Origin of the sequence: Pollutimonas bauzanensis (genome assembly GCF_900129885.1) — a bacterium.
GTDB lineage: Bacteria > Pseudomonadota > Gammaproteobacteria > Burkholderiales > Burkholderiaceae_B > Pollutimonas > Pollutimonas bauzanensis.
In genome coordinates this window covers 1-18,156 of record NZ_FQXE01000013.1, presented here as the reverse complement: position 1 = coordinate 18,156, position 18,156 = coordinate 1, and the positions used below count along the sequence as shown (strand labels likewise).

Genomic DNA, 18,156 nt, shown 5'->3' with positions numbered 1-18,156 from the left:
CGGACTTCGGAGAGCATTAATGACGCTATCTTGCACCACCTCATTCGAGAACACTGATTCCGCTGCCGGCAAGCCGGCAGGCAGCCGAAAGTTGCGCGCCCTCCTTGTCGCCGCCGCATTCACACTCGTTGCCTGGCAGGCGCAGGCTCAGACCTCGGCATCCCGGAGCTTCCCCAGCGAGAAAGGGGAAATCGTCGTCAGCGAGCTGCTCACGGGCCTGGATCATCCCTGGTCCATCGCATTCCTGCCCGACGACTCAGGCGCATTGATTACCGAAAGGCCCGGCCACCTACGCCTATGGCAAGCCGATGGCGGCCTGTCGGAGCCAATCGGCGGCGTGCCCGAAGTTTATGCGCGGTCGCAGGGCGGCTTGCTGGATATCGCGTTAGCGCCCGATTTTGCGCAGAGCCGGCGTGTGTACCTGTCGTATGCGGAACAAGGGGATGACGGCAAAGCCGGCACCACCGCAGGCTATGGCGTGCTGTCCGCCGATGGGCGCAAACTGGAAAACTTCACCGTCATCTTCCGGCAAACCCCCAAGCTGTCCAGCGGGGCGCACTTTGGCTCGCGCCTGGTGTTTGACAGGCAGGGCTATCTGTTCATCGCTCTGGGCGAGAACAATCAGCGCCCCACCTCGCAGGACCTGGACAAGCTGCAAGGCAAGGTGGTGCGCCTGCATCCGGACGGCCGCGTGCCCGACGACAACCCCTTCGTCGGCAAGGCGCCGGCGCGGCCTGAAATCTGGTCGTACGGCCACCGCAACCAGCAGGGAGCGGCGCTCAATCCCTGGTCGGGCAAGCTCTGGACGCATGAGCATGGCCCGCGCGGGGGTGATGAAATCAACATTCCCCAGGCCGGCAGGAACTACGGCTGGCCGCTGGCAACCTATGGCATCAATTACAGCGGCCTTGCCATACCCGAGGCGCAAGGCACCCATGCGGGCGGCACGGAGCAGCCCATCCATTACTGGAAGGTGTCGCCGGCGATATCAGGCATGGCTTTCTACGACGCAGGGCGCTTCCCTGCCTGGCGGCGGTCGCTGTTCATCGGGGCGCTCAAGGACCAGGCCCTGATACGGCTTGAGCTCGACGGCGATAAAGTCCTGCGCGAGGAACGGCTGCTCGCGGCGCTGGACGAACGCATCCGCGATGTGCGTATTGGTCCCGACGGCTATGTTTACGTACTGACCGACGCCTCCCAAGGCCGCCTCCTGAAAATAGGTCTGAAAGAATAGTATTTACCACTCCCGCGGGGGGGGGTCACGGCGCCGCAATGCGCATGCCCGATTTTCGGCGATTTTAGCGCGGCTTTTGGAGAGCTCTTATGAACGAGAAAGGCAGCGGCATCATCCGGGTCGGCATTGGCGGATGGACCTATGAGCCATGGCGGGGCAGCTTCTATCCCGAAAGGCATCCCCGAAATCGCGAGCTCGAGTATGCCAGCCGGCAGCTCACTTCGATAGAAATCAACAGTACTTACTATGGCGCTCAAAAGCCGGAAGGCTACGCCAAATGGTACGAACAAACGCCTGACTCTTTCATCTTCTCTGTAAAGGCGCCGCGCTATGCGACCCATCGGAAGGTGCTTGCCGGCGCTGAAGAAACGATCGGGCGCTTCCTGACGGGAGGCCTCACGCAGCTGAAACACAAGCTCGGTCCAATCAATTGGCAGTTCATGCCAGGCAAAGTATTCGATGCCGACGACTTCGAGGCTTTCCTCAAGCTGCTCCCGCCGAGCGTCAATGGCCTCCCCCTGCGGCATGCGGTCGAAGTCCGTCACGATAGCTTTCGAACGCCCGAATTCATCGCCCTGGCCCGGCAGTATGGCGTCGCCGTGGTGATGGGCGCCGACTCGAAGCACCCGTTCATCGCGGACATCACCGCGCCGTTCGTCTACGTCCGGCTGATGGGCACACAAGAAGGCGAACCACTCGGCTATCCCGCGGCCACCCTCGCGCTTTGGGCCAAGCGCGCAAAGGCCTGGGCCAAAGGCGCAACACCGGATGGCCTGGCTCGGCTGGCGCCGGCCTTGCCGGGCACCGGCAAGCGCGATGTCTATCTTTATGTGATCAGCGGGAACAAGGTTTCCAATCCCCGCGCGGCGATGTCGCTCATCAAGCGTCTGTCTTGAACGATGCCGCTTGCGCTACAGCGCCCTGGCCGTGGTTCGCCGTCACGGTATGACAAGCTGGTCCATTGCCCCCAATCGTTCCATCAACTTCAGCGCATTGGGTATGGCCTCGCCACGCGCGGTATTGTCGAAAATGCACCAGACCTGCCGTTCCGCCAGGCGCGCGACTGCGATCTGCGCGGCTACGGTGTCGATGAATGCATCGCTATACCCCGAGTAGTAAATATGGGGCGCGCCGTGCAGGCGGATATATAGGGTATGAGGATCGCCCGCCGGCTCGATGCCGGGTGTCGGCGATGGGTGCGCATGGACGCAAGCGATAGCCGCATCCCTCATCGCATCCGCAGCCGCCGGAGTAAACCAGCTCGCATGACGTGGTTCGCATGCTACAGGCACGCTCGTAAGGCTACGCAGCGTGGAAAAAAAACTCAGCGCCTCCGGCATATTCAGCGCCAGGCTGGGCGGAAGCTGCAACAGCAGGCAGCCGAGTTTGCCGCCCAGCATGGCGGCCTGGTCCACGAATGCATGCATGGCGGCGTCCGCTCCGCGCAGCCTGAGCTCATGCGTGATGGCGCGCGGGATCTTGACACAAAACCGGAATGCATCGGGTACGCTCGCAGCCCAGCGCGCATAGGTTTGGGCTTGATGCGCACGATAGAACGAAGAATTGATTTCCACCGACGAAAATACTTGAGCGTACCGTTCGAGATGACTACCCTCGCTAGGAAAATGCGCGGCTACCTTGGAGGACAGTCCCCAGCCGGCGCACCCCACATGGACCGATGGCGCGGCAGGGTAGTTCACCTGGCGAGTAGCGTTAGCGTTGGCGGCTTGCATGGCGAAACACTCCTATAGCGTCGAAGATTTCCAGGACCGCATCGGGCTAGATTGATCGGCCTTGGCATAGCGGCTAGGCGGGCAGCCCATCGCGCGCTTGAACATCGCGACGAATGCGCTCGGCGCCGCATAGCCCAGATCGCGGGATACGCGCGCGATCGCCTGTCCCTCCGCCAACCGGGCGAGCGCCTCCATCAGACGCACCTGCTGGCGCCAGGCGGCAAAGCTCATGCCGACCTCATCCTGAAACAAGCGGCGCAACGTACGCGGGCTCGCGCCGATCCGATGAGCCAGGTCGTCGAGTGTGCTCGTGTCCTCGGGGCGCTCGAGCAGCGAAGCGCACAGCTTGACCATGCGATGGTCGCGTGGCATTCGCACACTGAGCGGCAATTGTTCCAAATGGGCGATTTCAATCAACGCCAACTCCTCCAGCGCCCGGCGGCGGGGCCCGCTGGGGGCCGGATCTCGTGGATCGACAAGCGCCAATTCCTCGAGCAGGCGATGCAGCAGCGGCGGGACGGCGACGACGGCGCATTCCGCGATCCCTGCTGGCGCGGACCCGGCGTCGACGTACAGCGTGCGCATCGACACCGGCCCCACCATGCGGATCTCATGCGGCATGAACGCGGGTATCCACACCCCGCGGTTGGGCGGAATAACCCAATAGCCGCTAGTGGTGGTTACACGCATGACGCCGCGCGCCGCATGCAGCAGTTGGGGTGCGTCGTGCCGATGGCAATGCTGCAGCGAGCCGGCCTCATAGTCATGCGCGAACACCAGTGTGCGTCCCGTCCCGAAAAACGGGTACAGCGGTATGTCTTCAGATTCCATATTTGTCCGCTTCTCGCTATTTTTTGGCCAGACATCCTCTTTTGAACATTTTATATTATCAATGCGAGTGATTCTCACTTTCAATGAAAACAATTCACAACAGCAAGAGGACGTACACCGATGAATCAGCGATGCACCGGGACGGGGGGATTGCCGGTATCCATACGGGCCTGCCGACGCCAATGGGGCGTCTGGATGCTGGCCCTGGCCAGCGCCCCCCTTTGCGCTTGGGCTCAGCAGGCCGCGTCCGCGCTTTCGCCGGCGAGCGCGGAAATTTCGACGCTTCCGGCCGTTACCGTGACGGCAACCCGCGCCCAGACAGCGACCAAGACCGACGCCCCGCTGATCGAGACCCCGCAGGCTATCTCCGTGGTGACCGGAGCGCAGATGGAAACCCAGGCCATACAGAACATCAACCAGGCATTGCGCTACACCTCGGGCGTGGTCGCCGAAACGCGCGGCGGTTCGGCCACGCGGGAAGATTTCCAGTACATCCGGGGATTTGGCCCGTTCGGTACAAACTACCTGGACGGCATGAAGCAGCCGTATGCGAGCTTCGGCTTTTTCCAGAACGAGCCCTATTTCATCGATCGCATCGAGATCCTCAAAGGGCCTTCCTCCGTGCTGTACGGGCAGAACAGCCCTGGCGGCCTGATCAACCTCATCAGCAAGCGGCCCACGACCGAACCGCAGCATGAAATATTCGTCAACGGCGGCAGTTTCGGCAGAGTCGAGGCCGGCGCCGATCTTTCGGGCCCGATCGATGCCGACGGCAAGCTCTCCTATCGCCTCACGGCCGTTGGCCTTACGGGAGCAACCTATGTCGATCACACGCGTTCGGAGCGCGCCGCGGTGGCGCCGGCATTAACATGGCGCCCCGACGCGAACACCACATTAACGCTCTACGCGCAATATCTGCACGACCCCCGGAGCGGGCATTTCGGCTATGTGCCGGCCCAAGGGACTTTCCTGGACAACCCCAACGGACGTATCTCCAGAAGCTTCTTCGATGGCGAGCCCGGCTTCAACCACGATAGCAAAACGCAGGCCGCCATCGGCTATGAGCTGGATCACCGCTACGACAGCGGCTGGCGCCTGCAGCAGAGCCTGCGCTATGCGCACCTGGACTCGGACCTGGCCATGGTCTATGGCACGGGCCTGGCCTCCGATCTGCGCACGCTGAACCGGGCGGCCTTCACCGATCGCGACACGATCGGCGCGCTCACCTTCGACAACCGGCTCGAGCGCGCCTTCGATACGGGCCCGCTGCGTCACTCGGTGTTGTTCGGGGTGGATTACCAGCACACCGATGCCGACGCGCGCTGGCTGTTCGGCGCCGCGCCGGGCATCGACGCGTTCTCGCCCGTCTATGGACAGCCGGTTGCCGCGCCGGCGGTGCCGCTGCTGGACCAGGCCCAGCGCCTCAGTCAGACCGGGCTTTATCTGCAGGACCAAATCCGGCTGGATCGCTGGGTGCTGCTGGCCGGCCTGCGCCACGACTGGGCTGACAACGACACCCACAACCGCAGCACGGACACGTCCACCACGGTACGCGATACGGCAACGACGGGACGCCTGGGTCTGCTCTACCAATTCGACAGCGGATTCGCCCCCTACATCAATTATTCGACCTCGTTCCTGCCCACCACCGGAACCAACTGGAAAGGCGATCCCTTCAAACCGACCACCGGCGAACAATGGGAGGCGGGCGTGAAGTACCAGCCGGGCAATGCCCACGGCTTTGTGACGGCCTCGGTGTTCAATCTGGTCCAGGACAACGTACAGACGCTCGACCCCGACCCCGCGCACGGCCCCTTTGCCCAGGCCCAAAGCGGCCGGGCGCGCGCCCGCGGTATCGAGCTCGAAGGCCACGCCGACCTGAACAGGAATCTTTCGGTCATCGCCAACTACACCTACCTGGACAATAAAGTCGTGCGCAGCAACGGGCCGGACCTGGGCAAACAGCCAGTCTCGGTGCCAAGGAATACGGCGTCACTGTGGCTCGACTACCGCTTTCACGACAGCGAGCTGCCGGGAGTGGTAGGCCTCAACGCCGGTGTGCGCTACATCGGGGCCTCCTACGCCGATGTGGCCAACACCGAGCGCGTGCCGGGCTTTACCGTGGCCGATGCCGGGGTCAGCTATACCAAAGGCAGCTATCGCCTGGCGCTGAACGTGGCCAATGTGTTCGATCGCCGAGCCGTGATCTGCTCCAACGGCTATAACGCCTGCAACTACATCCAGCCCCGCACGATCACGGCGTCGCTGCGCTACCTCTGGTGAACCCATGCTGACGTCCGCCGCGTTGCGACGCTGGTCCTGGATTCATCGCTGGACCAGTCTCATTTGCACGCTCTTTCTGCTGGTGCTGTGCGTCACTGGCTTGCCGCTCATCTTTCACGACGAGATCGACCATGTCCTGGGCTATGGGGTTGCGGCCCGCAGGAGCGAGGCGCCTGCAATGTCCACCGACGCGCTCGTTGCCGATGTCCTGGCCCGCCATCCGGGCCAGCACGTGCAGTTCGAGTTGTGGGACGCAGACACGCCCGGCGTGATAAGCCTCGCATTGGGGCGTGCCGCGGATTCGCCGCCCGGCGATAACCGGGCCGTGTACGTCGACGCCGCCAGCGGTGAGATCCTGAGCGAAGGCGCCCTGAAACGCGGGCCTATGGGATTCCTGCTGACACTGCACGGCGAATTGTTCCTGGGACCCGCCGGACCGCTGGCGATCGGCTTGATAGCCCTGTTGTTCCTGGCATCGCTGATTTCGGGCGTCATCGTCTACGCGCCGTTCACCAGGCGTGTGCCGTTCGGCGCGCTGCGGCAGAGCAGCCGGCGCCTATGGCGACTGGACCTGCACAACCTCGTCGGCATGGCCACGCTCGGTTGGGCGCTGGTGGTCGGCGCGACAGGCCTGATCAACAGTTGGGGCGACCTGGCCGTACAGATATGGCAAGCGCGCGAACTGTCGCAAATGGCGTCCTCATCGAGCGCCCGTACTACGCCCGAGCCCGTCAAACTCGATACCATCGTGGCCGCCGCCCAGGCGGCGGTCCCGGGCATGAAGCCCTATTTCATCGCCATGCCAGGTTCGGTGCTGACCAGTCGCCAGCACTACGGAATCTTCCTGCGCGGCGGCGCGCCGCTGACCGCGCATCTGCTGCAACCGGTGCTGGTGGATGCCGGCACCGGCCAGGTGGCGGGCACGCGCAGCCTGCCCTGGTACATGCAGATGCTTTTTCTGGCGCAGCCGCTGCACTTTGGCGATTACGGGGGCTGGCCGCTCAAGCTGATCTGGGCGCTGTTTGATTTGGCCACCATCGGCGTATTGCTGACTGGACTGTCACTGTGGTCCGGCCGGCGCACCACTCCGCCCGCGCCAGGCCGGCCCGCGGGCGCCCCAGCGGACTCCGTTTCGCGAGTCCGGGAATGACACATCGCCGCCGCTACGCCGAGCCGTCGCTGCTCCTGATGCTCACTGTAGCGGGCCTGGTCAGCAGTTTGGCCGGCGATGGAGCGCTCCAGGCCCTTGGCGTTGCCGCCACGGCGGTCCCCCTGCTGGCGGTGCTACGCCACGTCATCCTATCCCCACAACCGGCGCATCGCCGGCAGCGCCATCATTCCAAGGAGAAATACCGTGATTAGTCCGCTCGCCGACCCGCGTGCCCAGGCCGTACTGAACCGTCTGCATAGCCAGGACGCCCGGCAGCTGGGCTCGATGATCCTGCGCTACCTGCCCCGCATGCTCCTATCGCCGTTCAGAAGACATTCCGGCATCGATGTGTCGTCCACCGCCGAAAAAACCTTCCTGCGCGACAAGCTGGTCGCGCTCGATGCGGACAAAGGCCACCTGGCCTATACGTTCTGCCGGGCTCTCGACGCGCGGCAAGCCATTGAGGTCGGTACCTCATTTGGCGTATCCACGATCTACCTCGCCGCGGCTTTGCGCGACAACACGGTGGCCGGAGGCGGCGAGCGCCGGGTGGTCGGCACCGAGATCGAACCAAGCAAAGCGAAGGCCGCTCGCGCCAACCTGGCCGAAGCGGGTTTGGCCGCCTTCGCCGAAATACGGGAAGGCGATGCGCTGCAAACGCTGCAGCGCATCGATGGCCCGGTGGATTTCCTGCTGATCGACACATGGATTCCGCTGGCGCTGCCGGCGCTCCAGCTGCTCAAACCCCATCTGCGCCCGGGCGCCATCGTGATGTGCGACAACGTGCGCCAGTTCGCACGCGCGTACCGCGACTACACCGACTTCGTCCGTGATCCGGCCAATGGATTCCGCTCCATGCTGTGGCCCAAGCAAGGCGGTGTGGAGTTGTCTGTGCGCAGCGATGCGCCGATGTGATGGCCAGCCTTTCTGCGGCCTTGAAACATGATCTAGGATGAATGAGTCATTTGACCGGTCGATTCATCAATCGAACTTGACCAAGTCCTTGAAGATCAGTTGACCCCAGCTATTTCCGCGCGCCTGCACAAGCAGTCCACCTTCCGAAAGCCCGCCAAGTCTGATCGGCGAGAAACCGAGATTTTCCGCAAGCGCAGCAATCTCCGCTGCCGCGCCGTCATCGTCGCTAGCCAGGAACACGACTCTCCTGCCGCCATGCACGGCCGGATCCTGGTCAAGGACGGCCGCGGCCAAATGATTGAAGCCCCTGACCAGTCTTGCACCAGTGAAGGCCTGCGCGACGACCTTGGAAGAAGGCTGTCCTCCCAGTTCCTCGGGGGACACGCCGTAGGCATTGGTCACATCGATGATGATCTTGCCCTTCCAGGTCGGCAGCGCCTTCGCGACATCCCGGTGCGACTCGTAACGGACAGCCAAAAAGACGATGTCCGCTTTGACGGCTTGCGCCAGTGTTTTGGGAATGATCCCGGGTCCGATCGCGGCCGCAGCGGATGCAAAGCTTTCCGGGTCGCGAGTGGTTGCAACGGATACTTCGATGCCGCTTCGGGCAAATGCCTTGGCAAGAGCCTGGCCGATCTCGCCGAAGCCAATAATTGCGTAGCTCATATATTCTCCTTAGGTTTGCCACGCCCTGCGGGCTCCGAATATCCAATGGAGTAACCGGCCGGGCGTAGCGTGTCAGATTTGCGCCAGGCCGCCGTCGGCGGCGACCTCGCTGGCGGTCATGAAGCTGCTGTCCTGCGACGCGAGAAAGGCGGCCACCGCTCCGATCTCCGCCGGATCGGCCATGCGCTGGAGCGGATTCATCGAGGCGAAGAGCTTCATGCCTTCCTCGCCTACCGCCTCCACCGCGAGTTCGGTCGCCGTCGGCCCGGGCGACAGCACGTTTACCCGGATACCGGTGCCCTTCAGATCCTCCGCCCAGGATCGTGCGAGGTTGCGTACTGCCGCCTTGCTTGCGCTGTAGGCGCTGAATGCCGGGGCGCCAGTGGTGCCGGCGCTCGATCCCGTCAGGATTATCGAACCGCCCTGGCCCATCAGCGGCAGCGCCTTCTGGACGGTGAAGATCAAACCTTTCACGTTGGTGTCGAAGGTTTCGTCAATGTGCTCGGCGGTGAGCTTGCCGAGCGGAAGCTGGCTTCCCGTCCCGGCATTGGCGAAGACGATGTCCAGGGTTCCGCGCTCGGCCTTCACCGCCGCGTAGAGCCGGTCGAGGTCGGCCAGATCGGAAACCGAGCCCTTTACCGCGCGCGCAGTGGGCCCGAGGTCGGCCACAGCGGCGTCGAGCGCTTCCTGCCGGCGGCCGAAGATGAAGACGAAGGCGCCCTCCTCGATAAAGCGCTTTGCCGCGGCGCGGCCGATGCCGGTAGCGCCGCCGGTGATCACGGCGGTTTTTCCATTCAGTCTGTTCATGTCATGCATCCTTCGCTGGAGTTGTACGGAAGCAGGGAACTGCTTGCTTGAGAACATTATGCGGTTCTGATAACCTAAGGACAAGTATGCACTTTTAGGTAAGTACCAAAATATGACGACACCCTCTCAAATCTGCGATACCGGCTGCGGGCTCAACGCTACGCTGCGCATCATCTCGGGCAAGTGGAAACCGCTGGTCCTGTTTTTCCTGCGCGACGGCCCGAAGCGCTACGGCGAGCTCAAGCGTTTGATCCAGGGCGTCAGCGACAAGGTGCTGATCCAGCAATTGAAGGATCTGGAGGCCGATCACGTGCTGGCGCGGACCGACTACAAGGAGGTGCCGCCGCGCGTGGACTACGCGCTGACCCCGCTCGGTCGCAGCTTGGCTGACGCGATCGTCCCGCTGTGCACCTGGGGAACCGAGAACGCGGCGGAAATGGCAAGCATCTTCGCCAAGCGCGACGCTTTGCCTTAGCAGGAAAAAGCGGCCGGCCGTTGCACCTGATGGCGAGATCACGATCGATGGGGGGGCTGGCCCATGTCTGAGCAAGCCATCGACAACGCCCGCCTTCCACCCAGCCACCTACTGCGCGACCAAGATACCCGTTCCGCCGCCTCGTGACCACGATTTACCGTCATCCCCGGCGGATCCGCACAATCGGGAAGGTATCTCGATATTTCTTGCGTGCGGCGAAGAAAACCCGAAAGAACCACGGATGCTGGAGCAAGTGATGTATGGCAAGCGCAGCCAGTCATAAGCGGCTCGGTTATGAAAAAGGGCTCATAAGGCAGGACAGACCCCGCAGCGCCGTAAAATGAGCTTCCAGCTATCTTCACTTTTCCCATGGAACCTTTGCGCAGGCATATCGAAACGCAAGTGCATGGCCTGACAGGGCTTGCGTTAGGCGGAATCGACTTCGAGCATCCACCCGGAGACCCGGGTTTATTCGGCCCCGGATCGGCCTGCTGGCGGGTTCATGGCGACTTCACCTCCATGCTGATCGGCGGCATCAGCGCCCTGTTGTTGCAGATGCTGCATCCCTCGGCGCTGGCCGGCGTGTGGGACCATTCCAACTTTCGGCAGGACATGCTGGGGCGCTTGCGGCGCACGGGCCAATTCATCTCTGGCACGACGTACGCCTCGACAGCCGACGCCTATCGTCTCATTGCCAGGGTCCGTGGCATTCATGACCGGGTGAACGGAGCCTTGCCCGACGGCACGCCCTATTCGGCCAACGATCCCGACCTGCTGACGTGGGTGCACGTCGCCGAGGTAAGCAGCTTTCTGAGAGCCCACATGCGCTACCGGGATCCGGCCTTGCCCAAGGCCGAGCAGGACCGTTATTTCCGGGAAGTCGCGCTGATTGCCCGCCAGCTTGGCGCTACCGCCGTTCCCGAATCATGCGAGGAGGTCGAGCATTATCTGCAGGCGATGCATCCCGCCCTGCGCTGCGACGCCAGAACGCGCGAGGTAGCGAATATTCTACTGACGAATCCACCATCGCCCAGCGTTGCCGCACGCCCCTTCGGTGTCTTGTTCATACGCGCAGGCGTCGACCTTTTGCCGGCATGGGCAGCCGGGATGCTGGGACTGTCGATGAACAAGCTAAGTTCTCAGGCCGTGCAAAAAAGCGTGCATGGAATCGCCCCGGTGCTGCGCTGGGCGGTTCGCAACGGCTCGGCGCAACGTGCACGCCGCCGCATGGAGGTCTAGTTTTCCTGGCCCTGCCAATCCAGTTTCAGATTTGTGCATCGACACAGCCGGGATGCCCTCCACTGCCTGGCGGGCAATGTACCTCCGGCTGCTGTCCAAGCCCCCGGTTTCAACTCCGGTGCTGTATCGGGGCGACGTCGCAGGGCCTTTTTGAACCTGTGACAAATACGTGCATTGCAAAATCTCCTGATGGGGTATTGAGACGAGAAGGTCCGGCTTGCTTCAGCCCAGCCGGATCGACAGTTCCACGTCCTCGCCGAACGGCACGGACAGATAGCCGCCGTCCGGGGAGCGCACGCGCGCAAGGTATTCCGGGCTGTAGTCGGCGTTGTCGGCAACAATCAGCGCGCCAGGCCGCAGATGGCTCTCGACCAGATCGAGAACTTCGCCATAGATCGACTTGGCGCCATCGAGCAGCAGCAGGTCGATGGACTTGGGAAGACCGGTGGCCAGCGTTTTCAGCGCATCGCCCTCGCGGATTTCGACCAGATCGTCCACGCCGCCTTCGACCAGATGCTGGCGGGCCTTGGCGACTTTCGACGGTTCGAACTCGCTGCCGATCAGGCGGCCGCCGCCGTTGTCGCGCAGCGCCGCCGCAAGGCACAGGGTCGAAAGTCCGAATGAAGTGCCGAACTCGACAATGTTGCGTGCGTTCGTGCTGCGCGCCAGTTGGTAGAGCAGCACGCCGGTCTCGCGCGAGACCGGCAGCCACAGGTCCTTGGCGCGGCTATAGAAGTCGAGGTATTCGGTCTTGCTGCGCATCAGCCGCTCGCGTTCCTCGCGGGGGATGCCAGCCATTGCCGGGCTGGTGGCCTCGTCGGCCTGCTCGAAAAGGCGATCCAGCAAAGGGGCCAGTGGTGCCGTGGTCAGTGTTGAAGTCATGAAGTTATCCATTCTACGGTTGGAAGAGGCGCCTTGGCGCGGGATGCATGGAATGCGATTAATCCATCGCATTGAAAGAATAATATGACGAATTCTTCGTATTTGAAATTCGCATTGGGGTTCGCGTTTTCGCCCCCCGCTGCGTCGAGCCGCGAAATACTGGATTTGCCTGTGAAAAGACAACGAAGCGGTTGGGCCCGCCGGATCGCTGAAGCCCGAAATGAGGTCGCGTATTCAGGTTTTTCGTCAGGAAAAACCGCGTCTTCCTCTCGGCGCAGGGCGAGCATCCAACCGCAACGCTTTGACAGGACGTGTTGCCACGAGATGTATCAACGGACGGCCAACGCGCCGTTGCTTCAGTGGCCAGAGCGCTCGAGAAGGCCGTCAATTGAAGGTTGAGCTGGCGGTGAATACTGCGCTAATATGTGAACAATTCATCGCATTGAAGAAGGCGATGAATCATCAGGATTTTTTGCATTGAACATTGCGCTGCCATGCCGTCATGACTACCCGCCGCCGTCCCCAGATCGCTTCGCGCAAGCAACCCCAACAAGCGCGCTCGACCGCACTGGTCGCCGCCATCCTTCAAGCAGCAACCCAGGTTCTTGCTCAGGAAGGTGCCGCCCGGTTCACCACGGCGCGCGTCGCCGAGAAGGCCGGCGTCAGCGTCGGATCGATCTATCAGTATTTCCCCAACAAGGCGTCGATCCTGTTCCGCCTACAGGCCGATGAGTGGATGCAGACGACCCGAATGCTGCGGGACATCCTCGAAGATGCAGGAACGCCGCTCTTGGGGCGGCTGCGCACGCTAATCCATGCCTTCCTGCGCTCCGAATGCGAGGAAGCCCAGGTTCGCGGCGCGCTCAATGACGCCGCTCCGCTCTATCGCGATAGCCCGGAGGCGCGCAAGGCTCGGGCCGAAGGCGACCTGATGATCGATGCCTTCATGGTGGAAGCATTGCCGAAGGCGGCCGCTGCATCCCGCGAACTGGCTGGCGAGCTCATTTTCACGACGCTCGGCACGGTGGGTAAAAGCTTTTCCCAAACCCGCCGGACCAAGGCGGAAATCAAAGCCTATGCCGATACGATGGCCGACATGTTCTGCGCCTACCTTCAGGCTCTTCGACAAGATTGACAGGCTGGGATGCAGCGCCAAGGGGTCGGTCGGCCGGGCATACACCCCGCGCGCCAAGCGCGTGGCACGATTACCTTATTCCGCACGCGAGCCGCCCCACGCGAACTCCGGGCTGCGGAGGACCGGAATGGCGCCGCTACGGAACAGGAGGGCGGCCAGGACGCCGCCAGCGATGAATACGCCTGATGCGGTCCAAAAAACGAGGTGGTCTCCGGCGAGAGTCGCGTCGATGATCGTTGTCGGTTGGGATGCCTTCGCGGCATGGTTCGCCAAGTAGGCGGCGACGGCGGCCGAGGCGAGTGAATTGAACACGACAATTCCGATCGCCCCGCCGATCTGCTGGACCGTGTTCACCATCGCGGAGGCAACACCAGCATCATGGGAGCGGAGACCACTGGTGGCCGCGTTCTGCACAGGGCTGAAAATCATCCCGAATCCCAGGCCGGTCACCAGCAGTGCCGGCAGAACGTGGGCAGCATAGCTGGATGTCGCGCCAATGACTGTGAACATTGCCATGCCGACGGCGGCCAGCACGCATCCAATCGGCACGAGCGGGCGCGGACCCGTGCGCGGAAACAGCACAGCCCCGGAAATGATCGAGCTGATGACCACCGCGCCTATCATGGGCAGGAACGCCGCGCCAGTCATGACCGGACCGAACTTCAGGATTTCCTGCAGGTAGTACGTCAGGAACAGGAAGATTGCGAACATTCCCATGCCGGTGATCCAGAGCGTCAGGTAAGCCGTGCCTCGGGTTCGATCGAGGACCACGTGCAGCGGCAACATCGGGTTGTCAACGCGACGCTCGATCACCACGAAAGCGATCATCAGCCCCAACCCGGCGATGACCGGACCGATCGTCCAGAAGTTGCTCCATCCGTTCGAGGCGGCGCTGCCGAGGCCGTAAACGATGCCAACCAGGCCAAGCGTCGCGGTGATGGCTCCTGGTACGTCGAGGGGCGCGCGTTGCTGCCGATCGTCACGAGGAACGAACATGAGCGCACCAATCAATGCAATCGCGCCGAAGATCAGGTTCACGTAGAGGCACCACCTCCACGAAAGTGTCTCGGTGAGAATTCCGCCCAGCAGCAACCCCAGAGCGCCGCCGACACCAGAAACGGCACCGAATACACCGAAAGCACGCCCGCGGTCTTCCGCGTTGTCCGCGAAGATCACTGACACCAGGGACAAGGCTGCCGGTGCGAGCATCGCCGCGAAGGCGCCTTGGCCGACGCGGGCGAGGAGCAGCATCATGAACCCGTCAGCAGCGCCACCGATCACTGACGCGACGAGGAATCCGATCACGCCGATCAGGAACATCCGCCGACGCCCGAAGAGATCGGAGAGCCGGCCACCCAGGAGCAATAGGCTCCCGAATGCGAGCGCGTACCCGGTCACGATCCACTGCCGGTAGTCGTTGGAGAATCCTAGATCGTGTTGCGCAGATGGCAATGCGATGTTCACGATCGTGTTGTCCAGAACATCCATCAACTGAGCAAGGCTCAAGGCGCCGAGCGCCAGCCATCGGCCTGTGGCATTCAGTCCTTGCTGCGTTGTCCGCGGGTGTAGGCTCGCGATGGCGGATTCCGATTGGCCGCATTTACCCGGTCGCGGGTTATTGTTCATCTTGATCTTCGATTCGATCTCGCCCGCCTTTATCGCCGGGACCATGCACAAGTAGCACGAGCTTCCCGGTCGCGCGACCCGCCTCGCCAACGCGATGCGCTTCGGCGACTTTGGCAAGCGGGAATGTCTGCACGGCCGGCAGTGCGGACCGGCCCGAGGTGACCAACTCGCCGATCTGTGAGAGCGCGTACAGCGCGCGGCCGTCGTCTCCGCGGCTGAACCGCAGGCCGTGCTGCTTTGCGCCACCGAAATCGGCGACCGTCACGACATGCGCCGGGCCTCCTGCGAGGTCAATGAGTTCCGGCAGGATGCCGTTCCCGGCGACATCAAGCGCCAGATCGACACCGCCGGGAGTCAAAGCCCGGATGCGAGCCGTCATGCCATCGCCATATGCGACTGGCTCGGCTCCCAATGAACGCAGCAAGGCGTGGTTGGCCGGACTGGCAGTGCCAATCACACGCGCACCACGCGCCACGGCGAGCCGCACTGCGGCGGCTCCGATGTTCCCGGACGCTCCGTTGACCAACAATGTGTTCCCACCGGCGACACCAAGCTGATCTAGTGCGCGAGCAGCGGTTTCGGTCGCGGCAGGCAACGAGGCTGCGACATCGAAATCAAGCGGAGAAGGAATCGGGGCGTAGTGCGTCAGAACTGCCAGTTCAGCTTGAGCCGCGCCGTCCGTGCAGAACCCGAAGACGCGATCGCCAACCGCCACGCCGGTGACGCCCTCGCCGAGTTCATCGACGATACCGGCTGCCTCGTAGCCCAATGTCTGGGGGAGCTGCGGGTCCATCAGGCCCTGGCGTTTCTTCCAGTCACTCGCGTTCACGCCGGCTGCGCGTACCGCGATCCGAACCTGGCCTAGCCGCGGATGCGGGTCCGCAAGCTCCACGATCTCAAGGACATCCGGACCGCCGAATGCGCTGAAACGAACCGCCTTCATGAGCTACTCCGATCGGGGTCCAAGGCGCGCCGTTCGCGTGCGTGGCCGTGCTGCGCAGAGGCCGGTGCGAGCCCTCCCAGAAGAAGGTCCAACGTGAAATCGAACCGGTCATGCCCGTCTCCAGACACGATCTCCTGTACATGAGCGACCGTGTTCGGGAAGTGGCTCAGGGGCAGCATCCGCAGCCGCTCGGCAATCTCGGTCCGGTCGAAGGGCCGACCGTCGGCTTCCATGCCAGGGCGTTGACGCAGAGATCTTTCGAGGCTGTATGCGCCGACATACAAAATCGCGGCGTCGATCGCCCATGCTGCTGGCTGTGCCGCCACCCCTCCCGCCAGCAGGATCGCGAGCAGTCCCTCGTTGATCCTCAATGTGTCCAAGTTGCGCGGCACGGCCGCGAACGCCGCCAGCGAAATGCCCGGATATTCCAGGTACAGATCACGCAATTGCCCGCAAACGCCTTTGAACTGCGCCGTCCACACCGCTGGGGCCGGCGCTGGCAATATCACACGCGCGCACAGTTCACCGATCAACAGATCGTCCAACTCCGCCTTGTCGCGCACATGCGCATACAACGACGCCGGCCCCGTCTCCAACACGCCGGCGACCCGACGCATCGTCAACGCATCGAAACCCTCGGCCGCCACCAGTGCCAATGCGGTTTGCACGATCCGCTCTACCGTGATCGGCGGCTTGCGTCGGCGCGGCGCGGCGCGCTCGCCGCCTAAAGCAGCGACCTTTGCCGCCCAGCTATCCCGGGATTCAACCTGATGTGAGGTGGTTTTCTTGACCATGACCGCATCGTATAACGAACAGTGTTCCATTGTCAAACACCGTTCGTAAATTTGGCAGTTTTTTTACACTGACCCCAGGCCACGGCCGCCCTTAGCTGATCGAAGTGCCGCGCTGCCGCCCTACCGCCGGGCGATACCGGCCCGTACATCCCGTCGCGTTTAGATAGTGAACGGTAGGGCCTTAATCCGCTTCCCTCTGGGCAGGTTTTGCGTGCTACGATCTGACTTCGAAATATTCGACGCTACATGCTCTGCGTCAGACTCCGAAATTGAGAAGAGCAACAGTGAATCTAACCTATCAGTGGCTCCACGACACGGTACGCACGCGTTTTGATTCTGACGCAGCCATGGAGGCCTTCCTGCCCCAGGCGCTTGCGCCTGATGAATTGAAGCGCAAGGGCAATGACCGGTACCTGTCTGCGATGACGCAGCGGATATTTCAGGCGGGCATGCGGCATTCAGTGGTTGACGCCAAGTGGCCTGCCTTCGAGGAAGCTTTTTCGGGTTTTGCGCCGGAGACCATGGCCTTGTTCAGCGAGGCAGACGTTGAGGCCCACATGCAGAATGAGCGCATCATCCGCCACCCCGCCAAATTGCAGACCATCCCCAGAAATGCCCGGTTCATTCTGGATGTCTGCCAGGAACACGGCGGCAGTTTCGGCGCATTCATCGCCGCCTGGCCGGTCGCCGATATCGTCGGCTTGTGGCGCCTGCTCGCCAAACGCGGCGTCCGCCTGGGTGGGCGTTCGGGGGCCGGGTTCCTGCGCCTGGTCGGTAAGGATACCTTCTTGCTAAGCAGCGATGTGGTCGCGCGCCTGGCGGCTGCAAACATCATTACCCGAGAACCTACGGGCCAGCGCGACCTGCAAGCCGTGCAGGAAGCTTTCAACGCCTTGCAGCAGAGTTCCGGCAGGCCGCTGTGCCAGTTGTCGGCCATGCTCGCCCTGAGCATCCATCCAGCTTTCTAGGGCGGCATACGGGATATCTGTAATGACCCAGCAGAATCTGCTCAGTTTATGCGGCTAATGCAAATGCCTCGGCCGGGGTTTTCATGGCCAACGCCTGGTGGGGTCGCCGGTGGTTGTAAAAGCGAATCCAGTCACCAATGACACGGCTGGCATGCTGTATGGATTCGAAGCGGTGCCGATGGGCACATTGCTCTTTAAGCGTTCTGATCACTCGCTCGACCATGCCGTTTTGCTGTGGACAGTGCGGCGTAATGAATTCTTGGCGGAGCCCATAGCTGCGCACCAGCGCCGTGTAGCTACGAGAGGTAAAAACCAGCCCATTGTCCGACCGTAGCAAGAATGGCGCGGGAACACGGCCTAACGTACCGAATCGAGCGATCAAGGCATGTTCGAGCGCACTGCTTGCGGTCGTTGCCTTACCACTGCGAGACAAATGCCAGCCCAACAGTTCACGGGTATGGCAGTCGATCACCAG

At 62.5% G+C, this 18,156-nt stretch carries 19 protein-coding genes; 10 read left to right on the top strand and 9 right to left on the bottom strand.

What is annotated here, in order from left to right; translation table 11 throughout:
• Positions 1 to 19: 19 nt before the first annotated feature.
• Together BUB23_RS19785 and BUB23_RS19780 are read left to right on the top strand one after the other, a co-directional pair.
• A complete protein-coding gene (locus BUB23_RS19785) occupies positions 20 to 1,234 on the top strand; it encodes a PQQ-dependent sugar dehydrogenase (protein WP_084136152.1) in 1,215 nt (404 codons plus the stop codon).
• Between the two features lie 89 nt (positions 1,235 to 1,323).
• Positions 1,324 to 2,130 carry a DUF72 domain-containing protein gene (locus BUB23_RS19780; RefSeq protein ID WP_073106691.1) on the top strand — a complete coding sequence of 269 codons (807 nt, stop codon included), beginning with the start codon at positions 1,324 to 1,326 and terminating at the stop codon, positions 2,128 to 2,130.
• Positions 2,131 to 2,172: 42 nt separating this feature from the next.
• Here BUB23_RS19780 and BUB23_RS19775 read toward each other — a convergent pair whose 3' ends face one another.
• Positions 2,173 to 2,967 (bottom strand): DUF72 domain-containing protein, encoded by a 795-nt coding sequence (locus tag BUB23_RS19775; RefSeq protein WP_073106688.1) that lies wholly within the window; start codon positions 2,965 to 2,967, stop codon positions 2,173 to 2,175.
• A gap of 12 nt (positions 2,968 to 2,979) precedes the next feature.
• Entirely contained in the window at positions 2,980 to 3,798 is an 819-nt protein-coding gene (locus tag BUB23_RS19770) for an AraC family transcriptional regulator (RefSeq protein WP_084136151.1), read from the bottom strand.
• 120 nt (positions 3,799 to 3,918) lie between these two features.
• On the opposite strand from BUB23_RS19770, the gene BUB23_RS19765 reads away from it, so the two are divergent.
• From BUB23_RS19765 to BUB23_RS19755, 4 genes are read left to right on the top strand one after another with little or no spacing between them, the layout of a single operon-like run.
• Complete coding sequence (locus BUB23_RS19765) at positions 3,919 to 6,081, top strand: TonB-dependent siderophore receptor (RefSeq protein WP_084136150.1); 2,163 nt, start codon at positions 3,919 to 3,921, stop codon at positions 6,079 to 6,081.
• 4 nt (positions 6,082 to 6,085) lie between these two features.
• On the top strand, positions 6,086 to 7,231 hold the full coding sequence (locus tag BUB23_RS19760) for a PepSY-associated TM helix domain-containing protein (RefSeq protein ID WP_073106682.1): 1,146 nt from the start codon (positions 6,086 to 6,088) through the stop codon (positions 7,229 to 7,231).
• Positions 7,228 to 7,443 carry a hypothetical protein gene (locus BUB23_RS27200; protein WP_218599098.1) on the top strand — a complete coding sequence of 72 codons (216 nt, stop codon included), beginning with the start codon at positions 7,228 to 7,230 and terminating at the stop codon, positions 7,441 to 7,443. The genes BUB23_RS19760 and BUB23_RS27200 overlap by 4 nt, the downstream gene beginning before the upstream one ends.
• On the top strand, positions 7,436 to 8,146 hold the full coding sequence (locus BUB23_RS19755) for an O-methyltransferase (RefSeq protein ID WP_218599096.1): 711 nt from the start codon (positions 7,436 to 7,438) through the stop codon (positions 8,144 to 8,146). Before BUB23_RS27200 ends, BUB23_RS19755 begins: the two co-directional genes overlap by 8 nt.
• 66 nt (positions 8,147 to 8,212) lie before the next feature.
• Here the strand turns inward: BUB23_RS19755 and BUB23_RS19750 are convergent, their stop codons facing one another.
• Both BUB23_RS19750 and BUB23_RS19745 read right to left on the bottom strand, forming a co-directional pair.
• Positions 8,213 to 8,812 (bottom strand): NADPH-dependent F420 reductase, encoded by a 600-nt coding sequence (locus tag BUB23_RS19750; RefSeq protein WP_073106679.1) that lies wholly within the window; start codon positions 8,810 to 8,812, stop codon positions 8,213 to 8,215.
• A gap of 72 nt (positions 8,813 to 8,884) precedes the next feature.
• Entirely contained in the window at positions 8,885 to 9,619 is a 735-nt protein-coding gene (locus tag BUB23_RS19745) for an SDR family NAD(P)-dependent oxidoreductase (protein WP_073107061.1), read from the bottom strand.
• 112 nt (positions 9,620 to 9,731) lie between these two features.
• Here BUB23_RS19745 and BUB23_RS19740 point away from each other — a divergent pair, with 112 nt between their 5' ends.
• Positions 9,732 to 10,094 carry a winged helix-turn-helix transcriptional regulator gene (locus BUB23_RS19740; protein ID WP_073106676.1) on the top strand — a complete coding sequence of 121 codons (363 nt, stop codon included), beginning with the start codon at positions 9,732 to 9,734 and terminating at the stop codon, positions 10,092 to 10,094.
• A 369-nt stretch (positions 10,095 to 10,463) separates the two neighbouring features.
• Positions 10,464 to 11,333, top strand: a complete 870-nt coding sequence (locus BUB23_RS19735) for an oxygenase MpaB family protein (protein WP_073106673.1) — start codon at positions 10,464 to 10,466, stop codon at positions 11,331 to 11,333.
• 222 nt (positions 11,334 to 11,555) lie between these two features.
• Here BUB23_RS19735 and BUB23_RS19730 read toward each other — a convergent pair whose 3' ends face one another.
• The gene (locus BUB23_RS19730; RefSeq protein WP_073107058.1) at positions 11,556 to 12,215 is read right to left on the bottom strand and encodes an O-methyltransferase; all 660 of its coding nucleotides are present in this window, start codon (positions 12,213 to 12,215) and stop codon (positions 11,556 to 11,558) included.
• A gap of 502 nt (positions 12,216 to 12,717) precedes the next feature.
• On the opposite strand from BUB23_RS19730, the gene BUB23_RS19725 reads away from it, so the two are divergent.
• On the top strand, positions 12,718 to 13,350 hold the full coding sequence (locus BUB23_RS19725; RefSeq protein ID WP_073107055.1) for a TetR/AcrR family transcriptional regulator: 633 nt from the start codon (positions 12,718 to 12,720) through the stop codon (positions 13,348 to 13,350).
• Positions 13,351 to 13,425: 75 nt separating this feature from the next.
• On the opposite strand, the gene BUB23_RS19720 is transcribed toward BUB23_RS19725, so the two are convergent.
• Genes BUB23_RS19720 through BUB23_RS19710 form a run of 3 tightly spaced genes read right to left on the bottom strand, consistent with a single transcriptional unit; the run spans position 13,426 to position 16,713 of the window.
• Positions 13,426 to 14,976, bottom strand: a complete 1,551-nt coding sequence (locus tag BUB23_RS19720; RefSeq protein WP_073107052.1) for a DHA2 family efflux MFS transporter permease subunit — start codon at positions 14,974 to 14,976, stop codon at positions 13,426 to 13,428.
• The gene (locus BUB23_RS19715; RefSeq protein WP_073106670.1) at positions 14,966 to 15,919 is read right to left on the bottom strand and encodes an NADP-dependent oxidoreductase; all 954 of its coding nucleotides are present in this window, start codon (positions 15,917 to 15,919) and stop codon (positions 14,966 to 14,968) included. Before BUB23_RS19715 ends, BUB23_RS19720 begins: the two co-directional genes overlap by 11 nt.
• The gene (locus BUB23_RS19710) at positions 15,916 to 16,713 is read right to left on the bottom strand and encodes a TetR/AcrR family transcriptional regulator (protein ID WP_073106667.1); all 798 of its coding nucleotides are present in this window, start codon (positions 16,711 to 16,713) and stop codon (positions 15,916 to 15,918) included. The genes BUB23_RS19715 and BUB23_RS19710 overlap by 4 nt, the downstream gene beginning before the upstream one ends.
• A gap of 284 nt (positions 16,714 to 16,997) precedes the next feature.
• On the opposite strand from BUB23_RS19710, the gene BUB23_RS19705 reads away from it, so the two are divergent.
• Positions 16,998 to 17,681: a DNA-3-methyladenine glycosylase I gene (locus BUB23_RS19705; protein WP_218599095.1), complete on the top strand. Its 684-nt coding sequence runs from the start codon at positions 16,998 to 17,000 to the stop codon at positions 17,679 to 17,681.
• Positions 17,682 to 17,727: 46 nt separating this feature from the next.
• On the opposite strand, the gene BUB23_RS19700 is transcribed toward BUB23_RS19705, so the two are convergent.
• The coding region (locus BUB23_RS19700; RefSeq protein ID WP_143161059.1) for an integrase core domain-containing protein at positions 17,728 to 18,156 on the bottom strand (429 nt) is incomplete at its 5' end.

What these genes read in the sequence shown, in the direction of transcription:
- BUB23_RS19785 (WP_084136152.1), top strand. Translation starts at nt 20, where the DNA reads ATGACGCTATCTTGCACCACCTCATTCGAGAACACTGATTCCGCTGCC.
- BUB23_RS19780 (WP_073106691.1), top strand. Translation starts at nt 1,324, where the DNA reads ATGAACGAGAAAGGCAGCGGCATCATCCGGGTCGGCATTGGCGGATGG.
- BUB23_RS19775 (WP_073106688.1), bottom strand. Translation starts at nt 2,967, where the DNA reads ATGCAAGCCGCCAACGCTAACGCTACTCGCCAGGTGAACTACCCTGCC.
- BUB23_RS19770 (WP_084136151.1), bottom strand. Translation starts at nt 3,798, where the DNA reads ATGGAATCTGAAGACATACCGCTGTACCCGTTTTTCGGGACGGGACGC.
- BUB23_RS19765 (WP_084136150.1), top strand. Translation starts at nt 3,919, where the DNA reads ATGAATCAGCGATGCACCGGGACGGGGGGATTGCCGGTATCCATACGG.
- BUB23_RS19760 (WP_073106682.1), top strand. Translation starts at nt 6,086, where the DNA reads ATGCTGACGTCCGCCGCGTTGCGACGCTGGTCCTGGATTCATCGCTGG.
- BUB23_RS27200 (WP_218599098.1), top strand. Translation starts at nt 7,228, where the DNA reads ATGACACATCGCCGCCGCTACGCCGAGCCGTCGCTGCTCCTGATGCTC.
- BUB23_RS19750 (WP_073106679.1), bottom strand. Translation starts at nt 8,812, where the DNA reads ATGAGCTACGCAATTATTGGCTTCGGCGAGATCGGCCAGGCTCTTGCC.
- BUB23_RS19745 (WP_073107061.1), bottom strand. Translation starts at nt 9,619, where the DNA reads ATGAACAGACTGAATGGAAAAACCGCCGTGATCACCGGCGGCGCTACC.
- BUB23_RS19740 (WP_073106676.1), top strand. Translation starts at nt 9,732, where the DNA reads ATGACGACACCCTCTCAAATCTGCGATACCGGCTGCGGGCTCAACGCT.
- BUB23_RS19735 (WP_073106673.1), top strand. Translation starts at nt 10,464, where the DNA reads ATGGAACCTTTGCGCAGGCATATCGAAACGCAAGTGCATGGCCTGACA.
- BUB23_RS19730 (WP_073107058.1), bottom strand. Translation starts at nt 12,215, where the DNA reads ATGACTTCAACACTGACCACGGCACCACTGGCCCCTTTGCTGGATCGC.
- BUB23_RS19725 (WP_073107055.1), top strand. Translation starts at nt 12,718, where the DNA reads ATGACTACCCGCCGCCGTCCCCAGATCGCTTCGCGCAAGCAACCCCAA.
- BUB23_RS19720 (WP_073107052.1), bottom strand. Translation starts at nt 14,976, where the DNA reads ATGAACAATAACCCGCGACCGGGTAAATGCGGCCAATCGGAATCCGCC.
- BUB23_RS19715 (WP_073106670.1), bottom strand. Translation starts at nt 15,919, where the DNA reads ATGAAGGCGGTTCGTTTCAGCGCATTCGGCGGTCCGGATGTCCTTGAG.
- BUB23_RS19710 (WP_073106667.1), bottom strand. Translation starts at nt 16,713, where the DNA reads ATGGTCAAGAAAACCACCTCACATCAGGTTGAATCCCGGGATAGCTGG.